This is a genomic window from Desulfoferula mesophila (genome assembly GCF_037076455.1).
GTDB classification, from domain to species: Bacteria; Desulfobacterota; Desulfarculia; order Desulfarculales; family Desulfarculaceae; genus Desulfoferula; species Desulfoferula mesophila.
Genome location: NZ_AP028679.1, coordinates 3,414,711 through 3,430,488 on the forward strand (window position 1 = coordinate 3,414,711; position 15,778 = coordinate 3,430,488).

At 63.3% G+C, this 15,778-nt stretch carries 14 protein-coding genes and 1 tRNA gene; 12 read left to right on the plus strand and 3 right to left on the minus strand.

Annotation, left to right across the window (positions count from 1 at the left end; all coding sequences use genetic code 11):
* Positions 1-136 precede the first annotated feature (136 nt).
* Positions 137-1,777 (plus strand): nucleotide sugar dehydrogenase, encoded by a 1,641-nt coding sequence (locus AACH32_RS15645; protein ID WP_338601475.1) that lies wholly within the window; start codon positions 137-139, stop codon positions 1,775-1,777.
* 17 nt (positions 1,778-1,794) lie between these two features.
* Here the strand turns inward: AACH32_RS15645 and AACH32_RS15650 are convergent, their stop codons facing one another.
* Positions 1,795-2,229 carry a hypothetical protein gene (locus AACH32_RS15650; RefSeq protein WP_338601478.1) on the minus strand — a complete coding sequence of 145 codons (435 nt, stop codon included), beginning with the start codon at positions 2,227-2,229 and terminating at the stop codon, positions 1,795-1,797.
* Between the two features lie 246 nt (positions 2,230-2,475).
* Here AACH32_RS15650 and AACH32_RS15655 point away from each other — a divergent pair, with 246 nt between their 5' ends.
* The 3 genes from AACH32_RS15655 to AACH32_RS15665 all read left to right on the plus strand — a co-directional run bounded on the left by AACH32_RS15655 (position 2,476) and on the right by AACH32_RS15665 (position 5,787).
* Positions 2,476-3,891, plus strand: a complete 1,416-nt coding sequence (locus AACH32_RS15655) for a hypothetical protein (protein WP_338601481.1) — start codon at positions 2,476-2,478, stop codon at positions 3,889-3,891.
* Between the two features lie 195 nt (positions 3,892-4,086).
* Positions 4,087-4,296 (plus strand): hypothetical protein, encoded by a 210-nt coding sequence (locus tag AACH32_RS15660; protein WP_338601484.1) that lies wholly within the window; start codon positions 4,087-4,089, stop codon positions 4,294-4,296.
* Positions 4,297-4,320: 24 nt separating this feature from the next.
* Positions 4,321-5,787, plus strand: a complete 1,467-nt coding sequence (locus AACH32_RS15665) for a 4-hydroxyphenylacetate 3-hydroxylase family protein (RefSeq protein WP_338601487.1) — start codon at positions 4,321-4,323, stop codon at positions 5,785-5,787.
* A 477-nt stretch (positions 5,788-6,264) separates the two neighbouring features.
* Here the strand turns inward: AACH32_RS15665 and AACH32_RS15670 are convergent.
* Positions 6,265-6,340, minus strand: a tRNA-Ala gene (locus tag AACH32_RS15670).
* A gap of 144 nt (positions 6,341-6,484) precedes the next feature.
* Here AACH32_RS15670 and AACH32_RS15675 point away from each other — a divergent pair.
* From AACH32_RS15675 to AACH32_RS15710, 8 genes are all read left to right on the plus strand, one after another.
* Positions 6,485-8,149, plus strand: coding sequence for a hypothetical protein (locus AACH32_RS15675; RefSeq protein WP_338601490.1), 1,665 nt, complete (start codon positions 6,485-6,487; stop codon positions 8,147-8,149).
* A gap of 67 nt (positions 8,150-8,216) precedes the next feature.
* Positions 8,217-9,251, plus strand: a complete 1,035-nt coding sequence (gene moaA, locus AACH32_RS15680; RefSeq protein WP_338601492.1) for a GTP 3',8-cyclase MoaA — start codon at positions 8,217-8,219, stop codon at positions 9,249-9,251.
* 145 nt (positions 9,252-9,396) lie between these two features.
* The gene (locus tag AACH32_RS15685) at positions 9,397-9,798 is read left to right on the plus strand and encodes a DnaJ family domain-containing protein (RefSeq protein WP_338601494.1); all 402 of its coding nucleotides are present in this window, start codon (positions 9,397-9,399) and stop codon (positions 9,796-9,798) included.
* Positions 9,799-9,824: 26 nt separating this feature from the next.
* A complete protein-coding gene (locus tag AACH32_RS15690; protein ID WP_338601496.1) occupies positions 9,825-10,874 on the plus strand; it encodes a branched-chain amino acid ABC transporter permease in 1,050 nt (349 codons plus the stop codon).
* 237 nt (positions 10,875-11,111) lie between these two features.
* Entirely contained in the window at positions 11,112-11,987 is an 876-nt protein-coding gene (locus AACH32_RS15695) for a branched-chain amino acid ABC transporter permease (RefSeq protein ID WP_338601499.1), read from the plus strand.
* A gap of 49 nt (positions 11,988-12,036) precedes the next feature.
* Positions 12,037-13,236 carry an ABC transporter substrate-binding protein gene (locus tag AACH32_RS15700; RefSeq protein ID WP_338601502.1) on the plus strand — a complete coding sequence of 400 codons (1,200 nt, stop codon included), beginning with the start codon at positions 12,037-12,039 and terminating at the stop codon, positions 13,234-13,236.
* 62 nt (positions 13,237-13,298) lie between these two features.
* Positions 13,299-14,087 (plus strand): ABC transporter ATP-binding protein, encoded by a 789-nt coding sequence (locus AACH32_RS15705; RefSeq protein ID WP_338601505.1) that lies wholly within the window; start codon positions 13,299-13,301, stop codon positions 14,085-14,087.
* Positions 14,087-14,854, plus strand: coding sequence for an ABC transporter ATP-binding protein (locus AACH32_RS15710; RefSeq protein ID WP_338601507.1), 768 nt, complete (start codon positions 14,087-14,089; stop codon positions 14,852-14,854). The genes AACH32_RS15705 and AACH32_RS15710 overlap by 1 nt, the downstream gene beginning before the upstream one ends.
* A 110-nt stretch (positions 14,855-14,964) precedes the next feature.
* On the opposite strand, the gene AACH32_RS15715 is transcribed toward AACH32_RS15710, so the two are convergent.
* Complete coding sequence (locus AACH32_RS15715; RefSeq protein WP_338601510.1) at positions 14,965-15,765, minus strand: alpha/beta hydrolase; 801 nt, start codon at positions 15,763-15,765, stop codon at positions 14,965-14,967.
* Positions 15,766-15,778 lie beyond the last annotated feature (13 nt).

The following is a 15,778-nucleotide window of genomic DNA, read 5'->3' on the forward strand; positions in this document are numbered from 1 at the left end:
GCCTTTTCGGATTCTGTGTAGCTTGCCGGGCCCCTGCCGTCCGGGCAGGGGCCGTCCACCCAATGGTCAGCTCTAATTCGCGTCCCTCCCGTCGGCCCGGCCGCGGGAGGGACACCACCCCTGCGAGGCACCAGATATGAATAGCGGTGAAACACTCTTGTCCATCAGCCCCGACGGAGAAAGCTTTCCCCTGCCCGGACCGGCCGAATACGAAGCCGAAAACCAACGCCTGGCCGCCTTGGCCGCCGCCAACCGGGAAATGGGCCGGGAGATCGTGGTGGTCATGGGCGTGGGTTTCGTGGGCTCGGTGATGGCCGCGGTGGTGGCCGACAGCGTGGGACCCGACGACGAGCCGGCCAGGTTCGTCATCGGCATGCAGCGGCCCAGCAGCCGCAGCTATTGGAAAATACCCTTGCTCAACCGGGGCGAGGCGCCGGTGAAGGCCGAGGACCCCGAGGTCGCCCGCATCGTCAAGCGGTGCGTGCAGGACAAGCAGACCCTGACCGCCAGCTTCTCCTACGAGGCCCTGGCCTTGGCCGACGTGGTGGTGGTGGACATCCAGTGCGACTACAACAAGACCGCCCTGGCCGACGTGCGCCTGGGCGGGGTGGAGATGCGCGACCTGGAGGCCAGCCTGAAGATCATCGGCGAGATGATTCCCCCCCACTGCCTGGTGCTCATGGAAACCACGGTGCCCCCCGGCACCACCGAATACGTGGCCAATCCGGTGATCACCAAGGAGTTCAAGAAAAGAGGCATAACCAGCGAGCCCCTGTTGGCCCACAGCTTCGAGCGGGTGATGCCGGGCAGGGAGTACGTAAGGAGCATCAAGGACTACTGGCGGGTCTGCGCGGGCACCACCCCCCAAAGCCGCCAGAGGGTGATAGATTTTCTTTCCGGCATCCTCAACGTGAAGGACTACCCCCTGACCGTCTTGGACCGCCCCCTGGAAAGCGAAACCACCAAGATAGTGGAGAACAGCTACCGCGCCACCATCCTGGCCTTCATGGACGAGTGGAGCAACTTCGCCGAAAATGCCGGGGTGGACATCGTGAAGGTGGTGGAGTGCATCCGCAAACGTCCCACCCACAGCAATCTGCTTTTTCCCGGTCCCGGCGTGGGTGGTTATTGCCTGCCCAAGGACGGCGGCCTGGGGGTGTGGGCCTACCACAACCTCCTGGGCTTCCAGGCCCCGCTGTTCAAGATGACCCCCATGGCCATCGACATCAACGACACCCGTCCATTGCACGCCGCCGGCTTGGTGCGCGACGCCCTCAAGGAGATGGGTCGTCTGGTGCCCGGCAGCCGCATCGCCGTGCTGGGAGCCGCCTACCGCGAAGACGTGGGCGACACCCGCTATTCGGGCAGCGAGCTGGTGGTGCGCCGTCTGGCCGAGATGGGGGCGGACATCGAGGTGCACGACCCCTACGTGGCCAAATGGTGGGAGTTCGTAAAGCAGGACGAGTACCCCGTCACCTGCACAACCCGGGCCTGCTTTTTCCGCAACCAGGAAGGGCTGATGGACCTGGATGTGAGCCATGATCTACCCGGCGTCTTGCGCGGGGCGGACGCCGTGGTGCTTTGCGTGCGGCACCATGAGTACCTTGAGCTGGAGCCGGATTGGGTGGTGGAGGCCTGCGGCGGCCCCGTGGCGATCATCGACTGCTTCGCCCTGTTGGACGACCAGAAGATACGCCGCTATTTCGAGCTGGGCTGCGAGGTAAAGGGCCTGGGGCGGGGGCATGTGAAGCGGATCAAGGATTCGCTGAAAAAGTAGCGCCCGCGCCCAAAGGCCTACGGGGCGGCCAAGTCTCCCAGGGCCTGGGGGGCGGCCGAAGCGCAGCCCTGGACCAGTTCGGGGGAGGCCTCCAGGCCCCGCACCCACAGGGCCACGAACTCCTCGATGGAGGCAATGAAATCCGGATCGTGCTCGGTGCGGTTGATGGTGCAGTGCACCACCACCCGCTCCGGGCTGGGCGGGAAGCCGGTGGTCACGGTCCAGGCCAGGGAGTTGGGGCAGGTGGGCATGGTGAAGCGAACCCCGCCGTTGATGTTCTCCCGGCGCAGGGCGAAATGGCCCCACATGCAGTAGACCTCCCCCTCCGCCTCGCTGACCGCCTTGACCAGGGAGCTGATGCCCGCGCAGAACTCGGGCAGCCGGTCCAGGCTCAGGCATTGTTGCAGGCGCTTTGCGTCGGTGCGCACCTCGGCCAGGCCGAAAAATTCCACGATTCCTCCGGGGGGCTCGAGTTAATCCCTACCTGAACTATACGGCATAGAGCCCGCCTTGCCCCCCGAGGCCGCGACCCGGCTCGCCGCCGCCTACTCTGCCGGTTGGAGGCGGCCTGAAGCAAGGCGCGAGGCTTGACCCGCGCGACAAGGGGTCATTAACATGACGCGAGACGAGCAGCCGAACCATCAACCGCGATTCCCCTGTGGCATGGCGAACTTTGCGCGGGCACGCGACAGGATTTTATGAACGAAAAACCAACCCTAATCATGGTATTCGCCCTATTGGGGTGCGTCGCCTTTCCGTTGGCGGTCTATACCCATTTCTACCTTTATGCGGACGGCGCTTATTTTTTTACGGGGCTTTTTGAACACAACAACTTTTGGGAAGGCTTGGCGAACTTCCCCCCTTTTGCCAGATCCATCGCCTATTTCTTGACCAAGACCCCGGCCCGGCTGGCCATTGGCAGCGGGTGGTTCGATATCAACCAAATCTCATATATTTACGGCGCTTTTCTGTACTATGTGCCCTTTGGCTGCTATGCGGCCTCGGCCTATTTGCTCTACCGCAAAGGCATGACCCTAAGCGCCGCGCTTTTGGTGCTGATGTATTTGATCCTGGTGTATTTCACCTCATATTTCATCGTTGGCGAGTCGCATTTATCGACGGGCTTGTTTTTGCTCACCTGCGCGGTCCTGGTCACTTGCGATACACGCAAGGTCACGACCCTTGTGGCGCTGGCGTGCCTGGGCGCCGCCGCGATGTGGACCTATCAATTTTGGGTCGCGTTCTATCCTGTTTGCCTGGTTCTGTTCATACTCGGGATTCGCGGCTCAAAGACCTCTCTGCCGATAAAAACCTTTCACTTTCTGATCATCGCGCTTTATCTCTTCGGTTTCGTCATGAACGCCCGGACGCTGATATTTTATAGGCATCCGGCGATGCGCAATGCCATGCTCACGTCCCATCTGCTGGATTATTGGCCGATACCGCTCATCGCCTGCCTGCTCTTTGCGCTCACCCTTTTTTATATTTATCTCGGCTCCGGAATCTATCGCCACCCCGCCTTGGACCGCTGGTTCAAGAGAGCCGGCCAGATGGCGTCTCCGCGAAAGGCATGGGCCGTGGCCATCCTGGCCCTGTGGGCCGTCTCCGCGCTTGCCATGCTGCTGCTGACATTTTATGACCGCGGCTTCCTGCCTCCTGCCAACCACGCCTATGCCCTGCGCAGCATGAACCTCTTTCTGCCGCTATTGTTCGCGGCCACCCTCTTGCCCGCGCGTGAGAACCAAACCGCCAAGGGGTTCAAGATATCGGCCAGAGGCATATCGCTCTGCTGCGTCTTGCCGATGCTGGCTTTAACCATGCAATCCAGCGTGTTGCATAGCTTGGGCTGGCGGGACTATGCAGACAAGGTTTACCAGGCCACCCTGCATCGAACCGGTTACGTGTCCCTTGACAACCTTGACCTATACCAAGAAAGGCAGTACCGCTGGTCCTGGACCTCTCCCACGATGAGCATAATCATGCAGGTCAAGGCCGGGGAAGACGTAAGCTGCATCCTCTACAACCCCCACGCCGACTGGCAACCCTTCGACCCGGCGCAGCACGCGCGCGCCGCCAGACTGGTCCAGCGCATGGGCAGGCGTTTGCTTTTTTGAGCGCCGGCCCACGGCCAAGCCGAGCCCAAAAGGCCTACCCTCACACCTCCCTGGGGGACCGGACGCCTCGGGAATTCGCCCGACGCCACCTGTCCAAAACCCCGGCCGGAGGATGTCCAAAAGGGCCAAATCCTAACCTCTGGGCCGGATCCAATTCGGAGTGAGTTCCAAAACAAGGAGGGTCTAACTCAAGAAATGGTACATTTATCGGGAGCAGGTCACGGCCAAATTACCAAGGTGCGCAAGATCAAACCCGTTACCGTGGACAAGTACCTAAAGGGCCAGAAGCGCTTCCGGCACCTTTTCGCCGGAGAGCAAGGCGCGGAGTTGGTGGCCAAGCTGCAACAGATGGCCGACGCCAACATCGCCAAGTACGGCTTGATCAGCCAAGGCGGCGGTCAATAAGGCCTTTGGCCAGGGAGCCCGACCATGAAGATAAGCACCGGCTCAGAGTACATGCAAAGCCTCCGGGAACTGAACCCGGTCATCTACTACCAAGGCGAGCGCATTCATGACGTGGTGCGCCACCCGGCCACCGCGGCCCATGTGCGCGCCGCGGCCATGACCTATTCCCTGGCCAATGACCCCAAGTACAAGGATCTGGCCACGGCTACCAGCCATATGACCGGCCGCGCCATAGGGCGCTTCACCCATGTTCACCAGAACGCCGACGACCTTATCAAAAAGGCCAAGCTGCTAAGGGTGCTGGGCCAGAAGACCGGCACCTGTTTCCAGCGCTGCGTGGGCTTCGACGGCATCAACGCGGTTTATTCGGTGACCTACGACATGGACCAGGCCAAGGGCACCGACTATCATGAGCGTTTGAAAAAGTGGCTCACCTACATCCAGGACGAGAACTTGATGGTGGTGGGGGCCATGACCGATCCCAAGGGAGACCGCTCCAAGGGCCCCGCCCAGCAGGCTGACCCAGACCAGTATTTGCGCGTGGTGGAGCGCCGCCCCGAGGGCATCGTCATCCGCGGGGCCAAACTGCACATGACCGGCGCGGTGAACTCCCACGAGATTCTGCTAATGCCCACCACCGCCCTTGGCGAGGATGCGAGCGATTACGCGGTGATCTGCGCCCTGCCGGTGGACTCCCCCGGCGTGACCATGGTCTTCGGCCGCCAGGCCAACGACAGCCGCCGGGACCAGTGCCAGTGCCTGGACGTGGGCAAGCCCTCTTTCGGTACGGTGGGCGGCGAGGCGCTCATCGCCTTCGAGGATGTGCTGGTGCCCTGGGACCGGGTGTTCATGGACGGCGAAACCGAGTTCGCCGGTGAGGTGGTGTACCGTTTCGCGGCCCACCACCGGGCCAACTACGGGGCCTGCAAGACCGGGCTCATGGACGTGCTCATCGGAGCGGTGAGCTATCTCACCCTGGTCCAAGGCACGGCCAAGGGCTCCCACGTGCGCGACAAGGTCACCGAAATGGTCCACCTGTGCGAGACGCTCTACAGCTCCTCCCTGGCCTGCGCTTGCGAGGGCTGGCCCACCGCCTCGGGGGCCTACATGGTGGACACCATGCTGGCCAACGTATGCAAGCAAAACGTCACCCGCTTCCACTTCGAGGTGGCCCGCCTGGCCCTGGACCTGGCCGGCGGCTTCATCGCCACCCTGCCGGGGGAAAAGGACCTGGCCAGCCCGGAGGTGGGCCGATTGGTGGAGAAGTATCTCGGCGGGGTACAAGGCTTCCCCGCCAAGGACCGCATCAAGCTGGGGCGGCTCATCGAGGCCATGACCGGCGGCACCGCCCTGGTGGAGTCCATGCACGGGGCGGGCTCTCCCCAGGCCCAGCGCATCATGATTTTCCGCGAGTGCGGCTTGGGCGACAAGGTGGCCCTGGCCAAGAAGCTGGCCCGCATACCCATGCGCAAGGATCTGGGCAAGAAATAATCGTCGGCGTAGGTGGGGTGTTGCGGGCCATAATATCCCGCTTCAGCCCTTGGGCTAGAACCAAAAGTTGTCAGGTGCCCATGGCCATGGGAAGAACGGACCTATTCCCAGCAATCGGTGCCATTGAAAATTAGAGGTTTCCGGCATAATGCCTTCTTCAAGGGAGGCATTTTGCCGTAAAGCGATCCGGGTTCACCGATGAGCAGGTCATCTTTACCCTGTGGCAAGCCGGGACCGACACCCGGGTGGGCGAGGTTTACCGCAAGATGGGCGGCCACGAGGTGACTTCTTACAAGCTAAAGGGCTGCGGCTGAGCCAGATCAGGAAGCGCCTGGGACACGAAACCTTGCGCCAAGCCGAGGAGTGTTTGGCCACGCTGGGGACCGAACTAGCGGACTTGGCTATGTAAGTTATGCAATATTATACAAATATAAACAAAAACGGGTTAGGCCTTGCGACCTAACCCGTTGTTTTTCTTGGTGGAGCTGAACGGGATCGAACCGTCGACCTCATGACTGCCAGTCATGCGCTCTCCCAGCTGAGCTACAGCCCCCGAGTGCGGTATTTTCTATCAGAAGCTCGCGGGGTTGTCAACGGCAGGGACGTTTATGGGTGATTATTAGGCACAGTTTTGTTGACCCGGCGTTCCGGCCCATGCTACCAAGGGACAACATACTGTGATCGTGGAGGAAAACATTTGCCCCCCAATTGGTTTACACAGGCGGTAATCGGCGAAGTCGGCCTGTGGGAACTATTGGAGCACCCCAAACCAGGGGGAACCCTGGCCCAAGTGACCCAGGCGCTGGACCTGCTGCACCTCTACCAGGGCCTTCTGGCGCCCTACGATCAAGACTATCCCCTGGTGGAGGCCAGGGAGCTTATTCCTCCCTTTGACGCCCCCCTGATTGAATACCGCGATTTGCCCGCCTTTTCCATGGTGGCCCTGGACCGCGCTCTGAGCTACCAGGACGAAGGCCTTCAGTACGACCAGTTGTTCCCCGAGGGCGATCCCCCCGACCGGGCCCTGGCTGCGGCCAACCGGGCCGCCCTGCGCCAACGCATGCCCCGCAACCTGCGCCCGGAGCTGGAAAACATCCTGGGCAACTCCGGCGCCACGGCGGTACGGCAGTATGTGCAACTCCTGCCCTTGCTGATGTCCATGGACCGGGGCCACGTTCTGGCCCGCGACGGGGAGGGGCAATGGTATCTGGGCGGAGTTTTCGCCTCTCTTCCCTCCGACCTGGACGGCGAGATCAAGCGCTTCGGCCGGCGTATCGGCAAATTTACCCCCGGCGACAACCGGGCCTACGCCGCCAACCGCCAATTCGTTTACAACTTTCTCATGGAGCAGACCGGCTTTCCCGTAACCGGCGAGCGTCACACCTCGGCGGCCCTGTTCGCCCGCCGCCTGATGCGGCGCCGGGAAAACTTCATCGTCAAGGTGATGGGCCACAGCGACCGGACCATAACCACCCTCACCAGCCTGGGCAGCCAGGGCCGGTTGCCCCGGGTGGAAAAAACCGCCCTGGTGCAGACCGCCGACTGCAACAAGGCGGGCCTGCAACGCATAAGCGACGGTGGCTTTTTCGTAGACCCCAAGAGGGGGGTGGTGCTGCTGCGGGTCCGCTACGTGCAGCACGCCTACCACCCGGCCAACGTCCTGGAGGACCGGGCCCTGAGCGTGGCCTCCCAGGAGATAGTGCACCCCCAGAGCGGCGAGGCCCTGGGTGGCCTTGACGTGTTGGGCCTGAGCCTGGACCGGGTGCTGGTGTTGCAGGACATCGTGCGCGGCGAGCACACCGGCACCATCGTCTATCGCGGCCTGGAGCGCCTGAGCAGCACCAGCGACCCCCAGACACGGCTGAAATTCCTGAGCGCCTGGCTGGCCAAGCACCGCCACATCCTGGCCGATTACAGCTCCGAGCAGTTCGACCGCTGCCTGAAGGTGATCTACTCCTATTTGGAAGACCCTGACCAGCGGGCGGGTATGGCCCGCTACCCCGAATATTACCAAGAGCTGCGCGATACCCTGAACGAGGCCAAATGGGCCCACCGGCTGCGCCTATTGGAAAAGCTGGTCAAAAACCGCACCGACGCCTTTGGCCGCCAGTTCAAGCACGTGCAGATTCTCATCATCCTCACCCACGTCGTCAGCCAGGAGGGCGAAGACCTGGCCGCCAAGCACCCCCAACAACTGGACAAGCTTTTGACCATCTGCGCCGGATATCTGAAAAACCCCTACTTGCGTCGCCGCTATCTGTCCAAGGATCCCCGCAACACCATTGAGCGGGAGGTGGTGGGGCATCACCGGCTGCTCACCACCTTGGTGGAACGCTACCACCAGGTTCTCGAGCAACGTTGACGGATATGCCCACCGGGAATAAACTTGGGCTTCACCGAGACTTATTGAGCAGTTCCAGGAAAAAGGCATGACCACGACCTCATCCGCCCCAACTCCAACCCAGCTAGTGGACTGTTTCGGCCGCCGCCTTCATTATTTGCGCCTGTCCATCACCGACTTGTGCAACCTGCGCTGCCGCTATTGCATGCCGCCCGAGGGCGTGGAAAAGCTGCCCCAGGAAATGGTGCTGACCCTGGAGGAGCTGGCTCGGGTGGCGCGCATCGCCGTGGACCTGGGGGTGGACAAGATACGTCTTACCGGGGGCGAGCCCCTGCTGCGCAAGGGCCTGTCCCGCCTGTTGGGCGACCTCAAGGCCCTGCGCCCCCGTCCGGACCTGCGCATGACCACCAACGGCATCCTGCTGGCCGCCAAGCTGCCCGAGCTGGTGGCCGGAGGGGTGAGCACGGTCAACGTGAGCCTGGACACCCTCAAGCCAGATCTTTACGGCCAGATCACCGGGCTGGGGGCCGAGGCCGGGGGGCCGGCCCTGGCCAAGGTGCGCCAAGGCATCCGGGCGGCGCTGGACGAACCCAATATCTCGGTGAAGATCAACGTGGTGCTGTTGGGCGGGGTCAACGATGAAGAAATCGTGGAGTTCGCCCGCCTGACCCTGGAGCATCCCCTGGCGGTACGCTTTATCGAGTACATGCCCGTGGGCCGCAGCACCCCCTTCCAACCGGAGCGTTTTTTGGCCGCGGAGCAGGTGTTGGCGCGTATCCGTACCCTGGGCGAGGTGGAGCCCCTGCCCCAGCGCCCCGGCGATGGCCCGGCCCAGCGCTTGCGCCTGACCGGCGCGCCCGGCGAGCTGGGGGTCATCAGCGCCCTGTCCAGCCATTTCTGCGCGACCTGCAACCGCATCCGCCTGTCCAGCGAAGGCCAGGTGGTGCCCTGCCTGCTGTCGGACACGGCCGTGGAGCTCAAGCCCCTATTGCGCGGGGGAGCCGACGACGCCCGGATCGCCCAGGCTCTGTTGGAGGCGGCCCGTCTCAAGCCCCAGGGCCACCACCAGGGGGTATTGAGCCCCCACGCCGCCGGCTGCCAGATGTCCCGGCTGGGGGGCTGAACGCCCGCCGCCCTCAATGAATCGCGTTCATCATGTTGATTTGCCTTGCGAATGCCTACTGGTATAGGCTACGATCGTGCCTCAACCGTGGGCCTGCCGTCATGGGCCCGCATTCCGGGCACCAGGTCTGGAGGATGATTTAGCCTTGGCTCTGGACATCTTCGGCAAACTGGCGGAGGAACGCATCCAGAAGGCCGCCGAACGAGGCGACTTCGACGACCTCCCCGGACGGGGCCGTCCCCTGCAACTGGAGGACGACTCCCATGTGCCCGAAGAGCTGAGGCTGGCCTACAAAATCCTCAAAAACGCCGGCTACACCCCACCCGAGCTGGAGGCTCAAAAAGAGCTGATGCAGGTGGAGGACCTTTTGGCCAACGCCCCGGACGAGAAAACCCGCTACCAGGCCCTGAAGCGGTTGAACTACCTGACCATGAAAATAAGCCATCTGCGGCCCAGCTCTGGGATATTCAGCGACAATGATTACAGCGACCGGGTGGTGCAGCGCCTAAGCCACCCGCGCAAGGCCTCAGACTCCGACAAAAAGTAAATAGCTTCCGGAGGAAGCCCGCGCCCATGGACATGAAGCGCGACTACTATGAGGACGTCCGTCTGCTGGACAGCGGTCCGCAGGTCTTCTGGTTGGTGTTGTTGTTGGCGGCCTTGAGCGTGTTCCCCTTTTGGGCCGACTCCTACCAAATCTACACCCTGAACCTGATGGCCATTAACGTCATCGTGGCCCTGGGGCTCAACCTGCTGGTGGGCTACACCGGGCAGATCAGCCTGGGCCACGCCGGGTTTTTCGCCATCGGGGCCTATTCCACGCTGGCCCTGATGCTTAACGCCCACCTGCCCTTCGTGCTGGCCCTGCCGCTGGCCGGTTTCATCAGCGCGGCCTTCGGCTTTTTGCTGGGCCTGCCCGCGCTGAGGCTGGAGGGGCCCTACCTGGCCATCGCCACCCTGGGCTTCGGCCTAACCATCACCCAGATCCTGGGGCGCCTGGACGCCTTTGGCGGCCACATGGGCCTGCAGGCCCCGCCCCTGGACCTGTTCGGGCTCAAGGTGGCCACGGACGCCGGGCGCTACGCGGTGATCATGCCCATTTGCGTGGTGATGACCTGGGGCCTGCGCAACCTCACCAAGACCAGGGTGGGCCGGGCCTTCGTGGCGGTGCGCGACAGCGACATCGCCGCCGAGTGCATCGGGGTGAACCTCACCTATTACAAGACCCTGGCCTTCGCGGTCAGCGCCTTTTTCACCGGCATCGGCGGGGGCCTCATGGCCTTCATCCTGGGCTTTATCAGCCCCCACACCTTCAACGTCATGGTGAGCATCATGTTCCTGGCCATGGTGGTGGTGGGCGGCCTGGGCTCCATCCTGGGATCGATCATGGGCGCGGTGCTCATCACCTGGCTGCAACTGGAGCTGGCCCGTATCGGCGAGCTGCCCTACCTGGGCCCGTTGCTCACCGAGTTGAGCCAGCAGGTGTTCACCCTGAGCGGGCTGCCCAACGTGCAATACGTGGTGTTCGGCCTGATCATGGTGCTGATCATCATCGTGGAGCCGCTGGGGCTTTACGGCTTCTGGATCCGCACCAAGATCTACTGGCGCACCTGGCCCTTCTAGGGCCCTGTTTTACGAAGGTCGTACGAAGTAACCACCTGAACCGCGATTAAAAAGGCTTTCATGACCAAGGCACCAACATCCATAAGGGCTTCGCGCTCAGAATCGGCCCAGCCAGGCGCCGGCAGACAAGGCGTCTGGCGAGCACGGGCCGCAGGCGTAGCCAAGCCTACGTTGAGGCCCGAGCGCAGCCGGCAACGCAGCATGACGGTGCCTGGCGCAGCCGGAGATGCTTAGCCAATGCTCGGACAATTAATAGCCAGCGGCATCGCCATAGGGGCCACCTACGCCCTCATGGCCCTGGCCATGGTCATCATCTACAAAACCAGCGAGGTATTAAACTTCGCCCAGGGCGACATGGCCATGCTCAGCGCCTTCATTGCCTACATGTGCCTGAGCACCTACGGCCTGGGCTTCGCCATGTCCTTCACCCTGGCCCTGGCCTTCGCCTTCGGCCTGGGGGCCGTCTTGGAGTTCGCCTTCCTGCGCCGGGCCAAGGAGCCCAACGTGCTGGGGCTGATCATCATCACCCTGGGCCTGGAAATGGTGCTCTACGGCCTGGCCTCCTGGCGCTGGGGCAGCGACCAGAAGGACTTCCCCTTCCCGGTGAGCGATTTCGACGTGCACCAGTTGGGCGCCGACGTGGTCATCAGCGACCTGAACCTGGTCACCCTGGGGGTGGCCTGCGCCCTGATGATTCTCCTGTACGTATTTTTCCGCTACACCAAGGTGGGCGTGGCCATGAAGGCCACCCAGCAGAACCAGCAGGCCGCCCGGCTCATGGGCATCAGAGTGGGACGCATCATGATGCTCACTTGGGGAATGAGCTCGGTGGTGGGGGCCTGCGCCGCCTTTTTGATCGCCTCCACCGACACCCTGGACCCCAACCTCATGTGGACCCCGCAGCTCAAGGGCTTTTCCGCCGCGGTGCTGGGGGGCATGACCTCCCTGGTGGGGGCGGTGTTGGGGGGATTCATCCTGGGAGTGGTGGAGAACCTGTTCGGCGGCTACGTGTCCGTGGAGTTCAAGGCGGTGGTGGCCTTCGCGGTCATCGTCCTGATTCTGTGCGTCAAGCCCTCGGGGCTTTTCGCCAAGCACTACGTGCGCAAAGTTTAGGCGCGCCGGTTCGGCCGCCTGTTATCGATCTTCTTTGGAGGGAGGGATCATGAAAAAGTTGCTATGGCTGATGGTTTTGGTGCTTAGCTTGGCCTTGGCCGGGGCCGCCGGCGCGGCCGGGGTGCAGGGAGTGACGGATACCAGCATCAAGATCGGCCAATGGGGGCCCCAGACCGGTCCGGCCGCCCTGTGGGGCGCGGTGGCCCGGGGCACCGGGGTCTATTTTGAGCTCATCAACTCCGAGGGGGGCATCAACGGCCGCAAGATCGAGTATTTCATGCGCGATGACGGCTACAACCCCAACCGCACCAAGGCCATCGCCAAGGAGCTGTGGGAGCAGGAGAAGATCTGGGGCTTCGCCTGCGGCGTGGGCACCAGCCCGGGCATGGCGGTGATGCCCTACATCATCAAGAACAATATCCCCTGGGTGGGCATGGCCACCGGTTCGCCCCACTGGACCCAGCCGCTCAAAAAGAACATTTTCGGCGTGTACCCCCTGTACCCGGATGAGGCCCAGATCCTCACCTCCTATGCCATCGACACCCTGGGCAAGAAGAAGATCGCCTTCTTCTACCAGAACGACGACTACGGCAAGGGCGGCCTGGAGGGCGCGGTGCGCGAGCTCAAGAAGCGGGGCATGACCCTGGCCGCCGACGTGCCGGTGGAAGTGGGCGAAACCGACCTGGCCAGCCACGTGCTCAAGATGAAGAAGGCCGGCGCCGACTGCGTGATCATGTGGGTCTATCCCAAGCACGCCGCCATCGTCCTGGGCACCGCGGCCAAGCTGGGCTACAAGCCCCAGTGGATGGCCTGCTCCACCCTGAGCGACGTGGCCCTGATGTTCAAGATCACCAAGGGCCTGTGGAACGGCATGATCTTCGGCAACTTCGCCGAGCTGCCCGACAGCAAGTCCCCCCTGATGGTCAAGTACCAGGCGGCCCAGAAGAAGTTCGCTCCCAAGGAGCGCTGGGGCGTGTTCTTCTATGCCGGCTTCGGCTTCGTGGAGCCCATGGTGGAGGGCATCAAGCGCGCGGGCAAGGACCTGAGCGTGGGCAACTTCATCAAGGCCATGGAAAGCCTCAAGGACTTCCAGGGCATCATGGGCCCCATCACCTACGGGCCCGAGCGCCGCCAGGGCATCAAGAAGGTGTTCTTGGCCAAGTGCGTGCCGGCCACCATGGAGGTGAACGGCAAGAAGGTGACCTACGGCAAGGGCCAGCGCCTCAGCGACTGGATCGGCGTGGAATAACTCGTGTCAACCAGGGGCGGGGGCCCACGCGGCCTCCGCCCCCCGCACAACTCCGGAGCCCCATGGCCATCCTCGAGATAAAAGATCTGTCCATGGTTTTCGGCGGCATCACCGCCCTGGCCGACGTTTCGCTCAGCCTGGAGCAGGGCAGCATCACCGCGGTCATCGGCCCCAACGGCGCCGGCAAGACCACCCTGTTCAACTGCATCACCGGCTTGTACAAGCCCACCCGGGGCCAGGTGTTGTTCAAGGGCCAGCGCATCAACGGCATGAAGCCCTACAAGATCGCCGCCCTGGGCCTGGGCCGCACCTTTCAGAACATCGAGCTGTTTTCCAAGATGACCACCATGGACAACCTGCTCCTGGGCCGCCATCTGCACATGAAAAGCGGCATCTGGAGCGGGTCCACCTTTTTCCGCCGGGGCAGCAAGGCCGCGGCCGAGGAGATCGCCCACCGGCAAAAGGTGGAGGAGATCATCGACTTCCTGGACCTGCAACACGCCCGCGACCGTTTCGTGGGCGGCCTGCCCTATGGCACCCAAAAGGTGGTGGAGCTGGGCCGGGCCTTGGCCATGGAGCCCGACGTGCTCTTGTTGGACGAGCCGGTGGCGGGCATGAACATGGAGGAAAAGCAGGACCTGATGATCTGGCTGGGCGACATCAAGGAAGAACTGGGCATCACCCTGCTGGTCATCGAGCACGACATGCGCCTGGTCATGGAGGTGAGCGACGAGGTGATGGTGCTCAACTACGGCGAGCCCATAGCCCAGGGCAAGCCCGAGGAGGTGCAGAACCATCCCGAGGTGCTCAAGGCCTATCTGGGCGAAGACTCGGCCCTGGAGGTGGCCTGATGCTCCAGGTTAAGAACATCGAGACCCTCTACGGCCTGGTCATGGCCCTGAGGGGCGTGTCCCTGGAGCTGGCCGAGCACAAGATCACCGCCATCCTGGGCTCCAACGGGGCGGGCAAGTCCACCCTGTGCAAGACCGTGATGGGCATGCTGGAGGACCAGCCCGACAAGGGCACCATCTGGCTGGACGACACCCGCATCGACAAAAAGGACACCGAGGACATCGTCAACCTGGGCCTGGCCTACGTGCCCGAGGGCCGCGAGGTTTTCGAGGAGCTCACCGTCCTGGAAAATTTGCAGATGGGCGGCTACACCCGCAAGGCCTCCCAGACCAGGGAAGACCTGAAGCGGGTGTACGAGCTGTTTCCCCGCCTGAAGGAGCGCCAAAAGCAGCTGGCCGGACACCTGAGCGGCGGCGAGCAGCAGATGCTGGCCATTGGCCGGGCCCTGATGATGCACCCGCGGATCATGCTCCTGGACGAGCCCAGCCTGGGTCTGAGCCCCCTGCTGGTCAAGGAGATCTTCAGCACCATCAAGCGGGTCAACGCCGAGGACGGCACCACCATCCTGTTGGTGGAGCAGAACGCGGCCATGGCGCTCAAGTCCTGCGACTACGGCTACGTCATGGAAAACGGCCGCTTCGTGTTGGCCGGCACGCCCGAGGAGCTGATGGCCGACGAGGACGTGCGCGAGTTCTACCTGGGCATTCGCTCCGAGGTCAGCGTTAAGGGGTATCAGCGCTACAAGCGCAAGAAGCGCTGGCGTTAAAGGGCGGCTTCGCCCCTGGCCAACTCAAGCGATAGCGTAGGTCGGGTTGAGCGCAGCGAAGCCCGACAATTCCTGGCATTCAAGCGGGCGGGGTTAATCCCCGCCTTTTCTTACAGCTGGTCCAGAAACTCCAGGAGCAGCGCCTTGACCCGGCCCTGGGGGTCTTCCAGCCACATGCCGTGGGGCAGGCCCGCCAGCTCCACGTAGCGGGCCCCCAGGCGGCGGGCCAGCTTTTGCTGCACCGGCGGCGGCACCAGGTAGTCCCGCTCCGCCGCCAGCAGCAGGCGCGGCTCCCGCCCCGGCCGGGGGTGAGGTCGGCCCAGGCCCAGGCCCAAGAGCATGGCCATTTGCAGGCATACCCAGGCCGGTTCCGGCGACTGGCGGCTCACGTAATCAGCCAGGGTGGCCTCGTCCAGTTGGTGGAACAAAAAGCGCCGCAGCATGGCCGGGTCGCCCAGGATCAGCGGACGGCCCAGCAGAGGCCCCGCCATCTTGCCGGGATGGCGCAGGAACAGCTTGACGAAGCTGGCCCAGGGCAGGCCCGCGCCCGGCAGGGGAGCCAAGAGCACTCCGGGCAGATCCACCGCCTCCCAGATCTTTTGCACCTGCCAGCCGCCCAGGGAATGACCCACCAGCACCGGACGCCCCAAGGAGGCGGCGGCCCGGCGGCTGATATCCGCGTAATCATCGATGGAGGTCAGTGAGGGCAGTTGCCAGCGGTCGGCCCCGTGGCCGGGCTGCTCCAGGCAGTTGACCCCATAGCCCCGGGCGGCCAGCGCCGGGGCCAGGTCTTGCCACATCCAGGCCCCGCCCCAGGCCCCGTGGATCAAAAGAACTTCGCGGCGGGCCTGCATGGGAGGCGGCCCCAGGCGGGTGAGAGAGGGACGCAGATGATCAAAGGGGCGCGCCATGGTGGGGTCCTTC

Bases quoted from the DNA above. Each gene is read 5' to 3' on its own strand.
- AACH32_RS15665 (WP_338601487.1), top strand. From the start codon at position 4,321: ATGAAGATAAGCACCGGCTCAGAGTACATGCAAAGCCTCCGGGAACTG.
- moaA (WP_338601492.1), top strand. From the start codon at position 8,217: ATGACCACGACCTCATCCGCCCCAACTCCAACCCAGCTAGTGGACTGT.
- AACH32_RS15700 (WP_338601502.1), top strand. From the start codon at position 12,037: ATGAAAAAGTTGCTATGGCTGATGGTTTTGGTGCTTAGCTTGGCCTTG.
- AACH32_RS15710 (WP_338601507.1), top strand. From the start codon at position 14,087: ATGCTCCAGGTTAAGAACATCGAGACCCTCTACGGCCTGGTCATGGCC.
- AACH32_RS15695 (WP_338601499.1), top strand. From the start codon at position 11,112: ATGCTCGGACAATTAATAGCCAGCGGCATCGCCATAGGGGCCACCTAC.
- AACH32_RS15660 (WP_338601484.1), top strand. From the start codon at position 4,087: ATGGTACATTTATCGGGAGCAGGTCACGGCCAAATTACCAAGGTGCGC.
- AACH32_RS15705 (WP_338601505.1), top strand. From the start codon at position 13,299: ATGGCCATCCTCGAGATAAAAGATCTGTCCATGGTTTTCGGCGGCATC.
- AACH32_RS15655 (WP_338601481.1), top strand. From the start codon at position 2,476: ATGAACGAAAAACCAACCCTAATCATGGTATTCGCCCTATTGGGGTGC.
- AACH32_RS15690 (WP_338601496.1), top strand. From the start codon at position 9,825: ATGGACATGAAGCGCGACTACTATGAGGACGTCCGTCTGCTGGACAGC.
- AACH32_RS15645 (WP_338601475.1), top strand. From the start codon at position 137: ATGAATAGCGGTGAAACACTCTTGTCCATCAGCCCCGACGGAGAAAGC.
- AACH32_RS15715 (WP_338601510.1), bottom strand. From the start codon at position 15,765: ATGGCGCGCCCCTTTGATCATCTGCGTCCCTCTCTCACCCGCCTGGGG.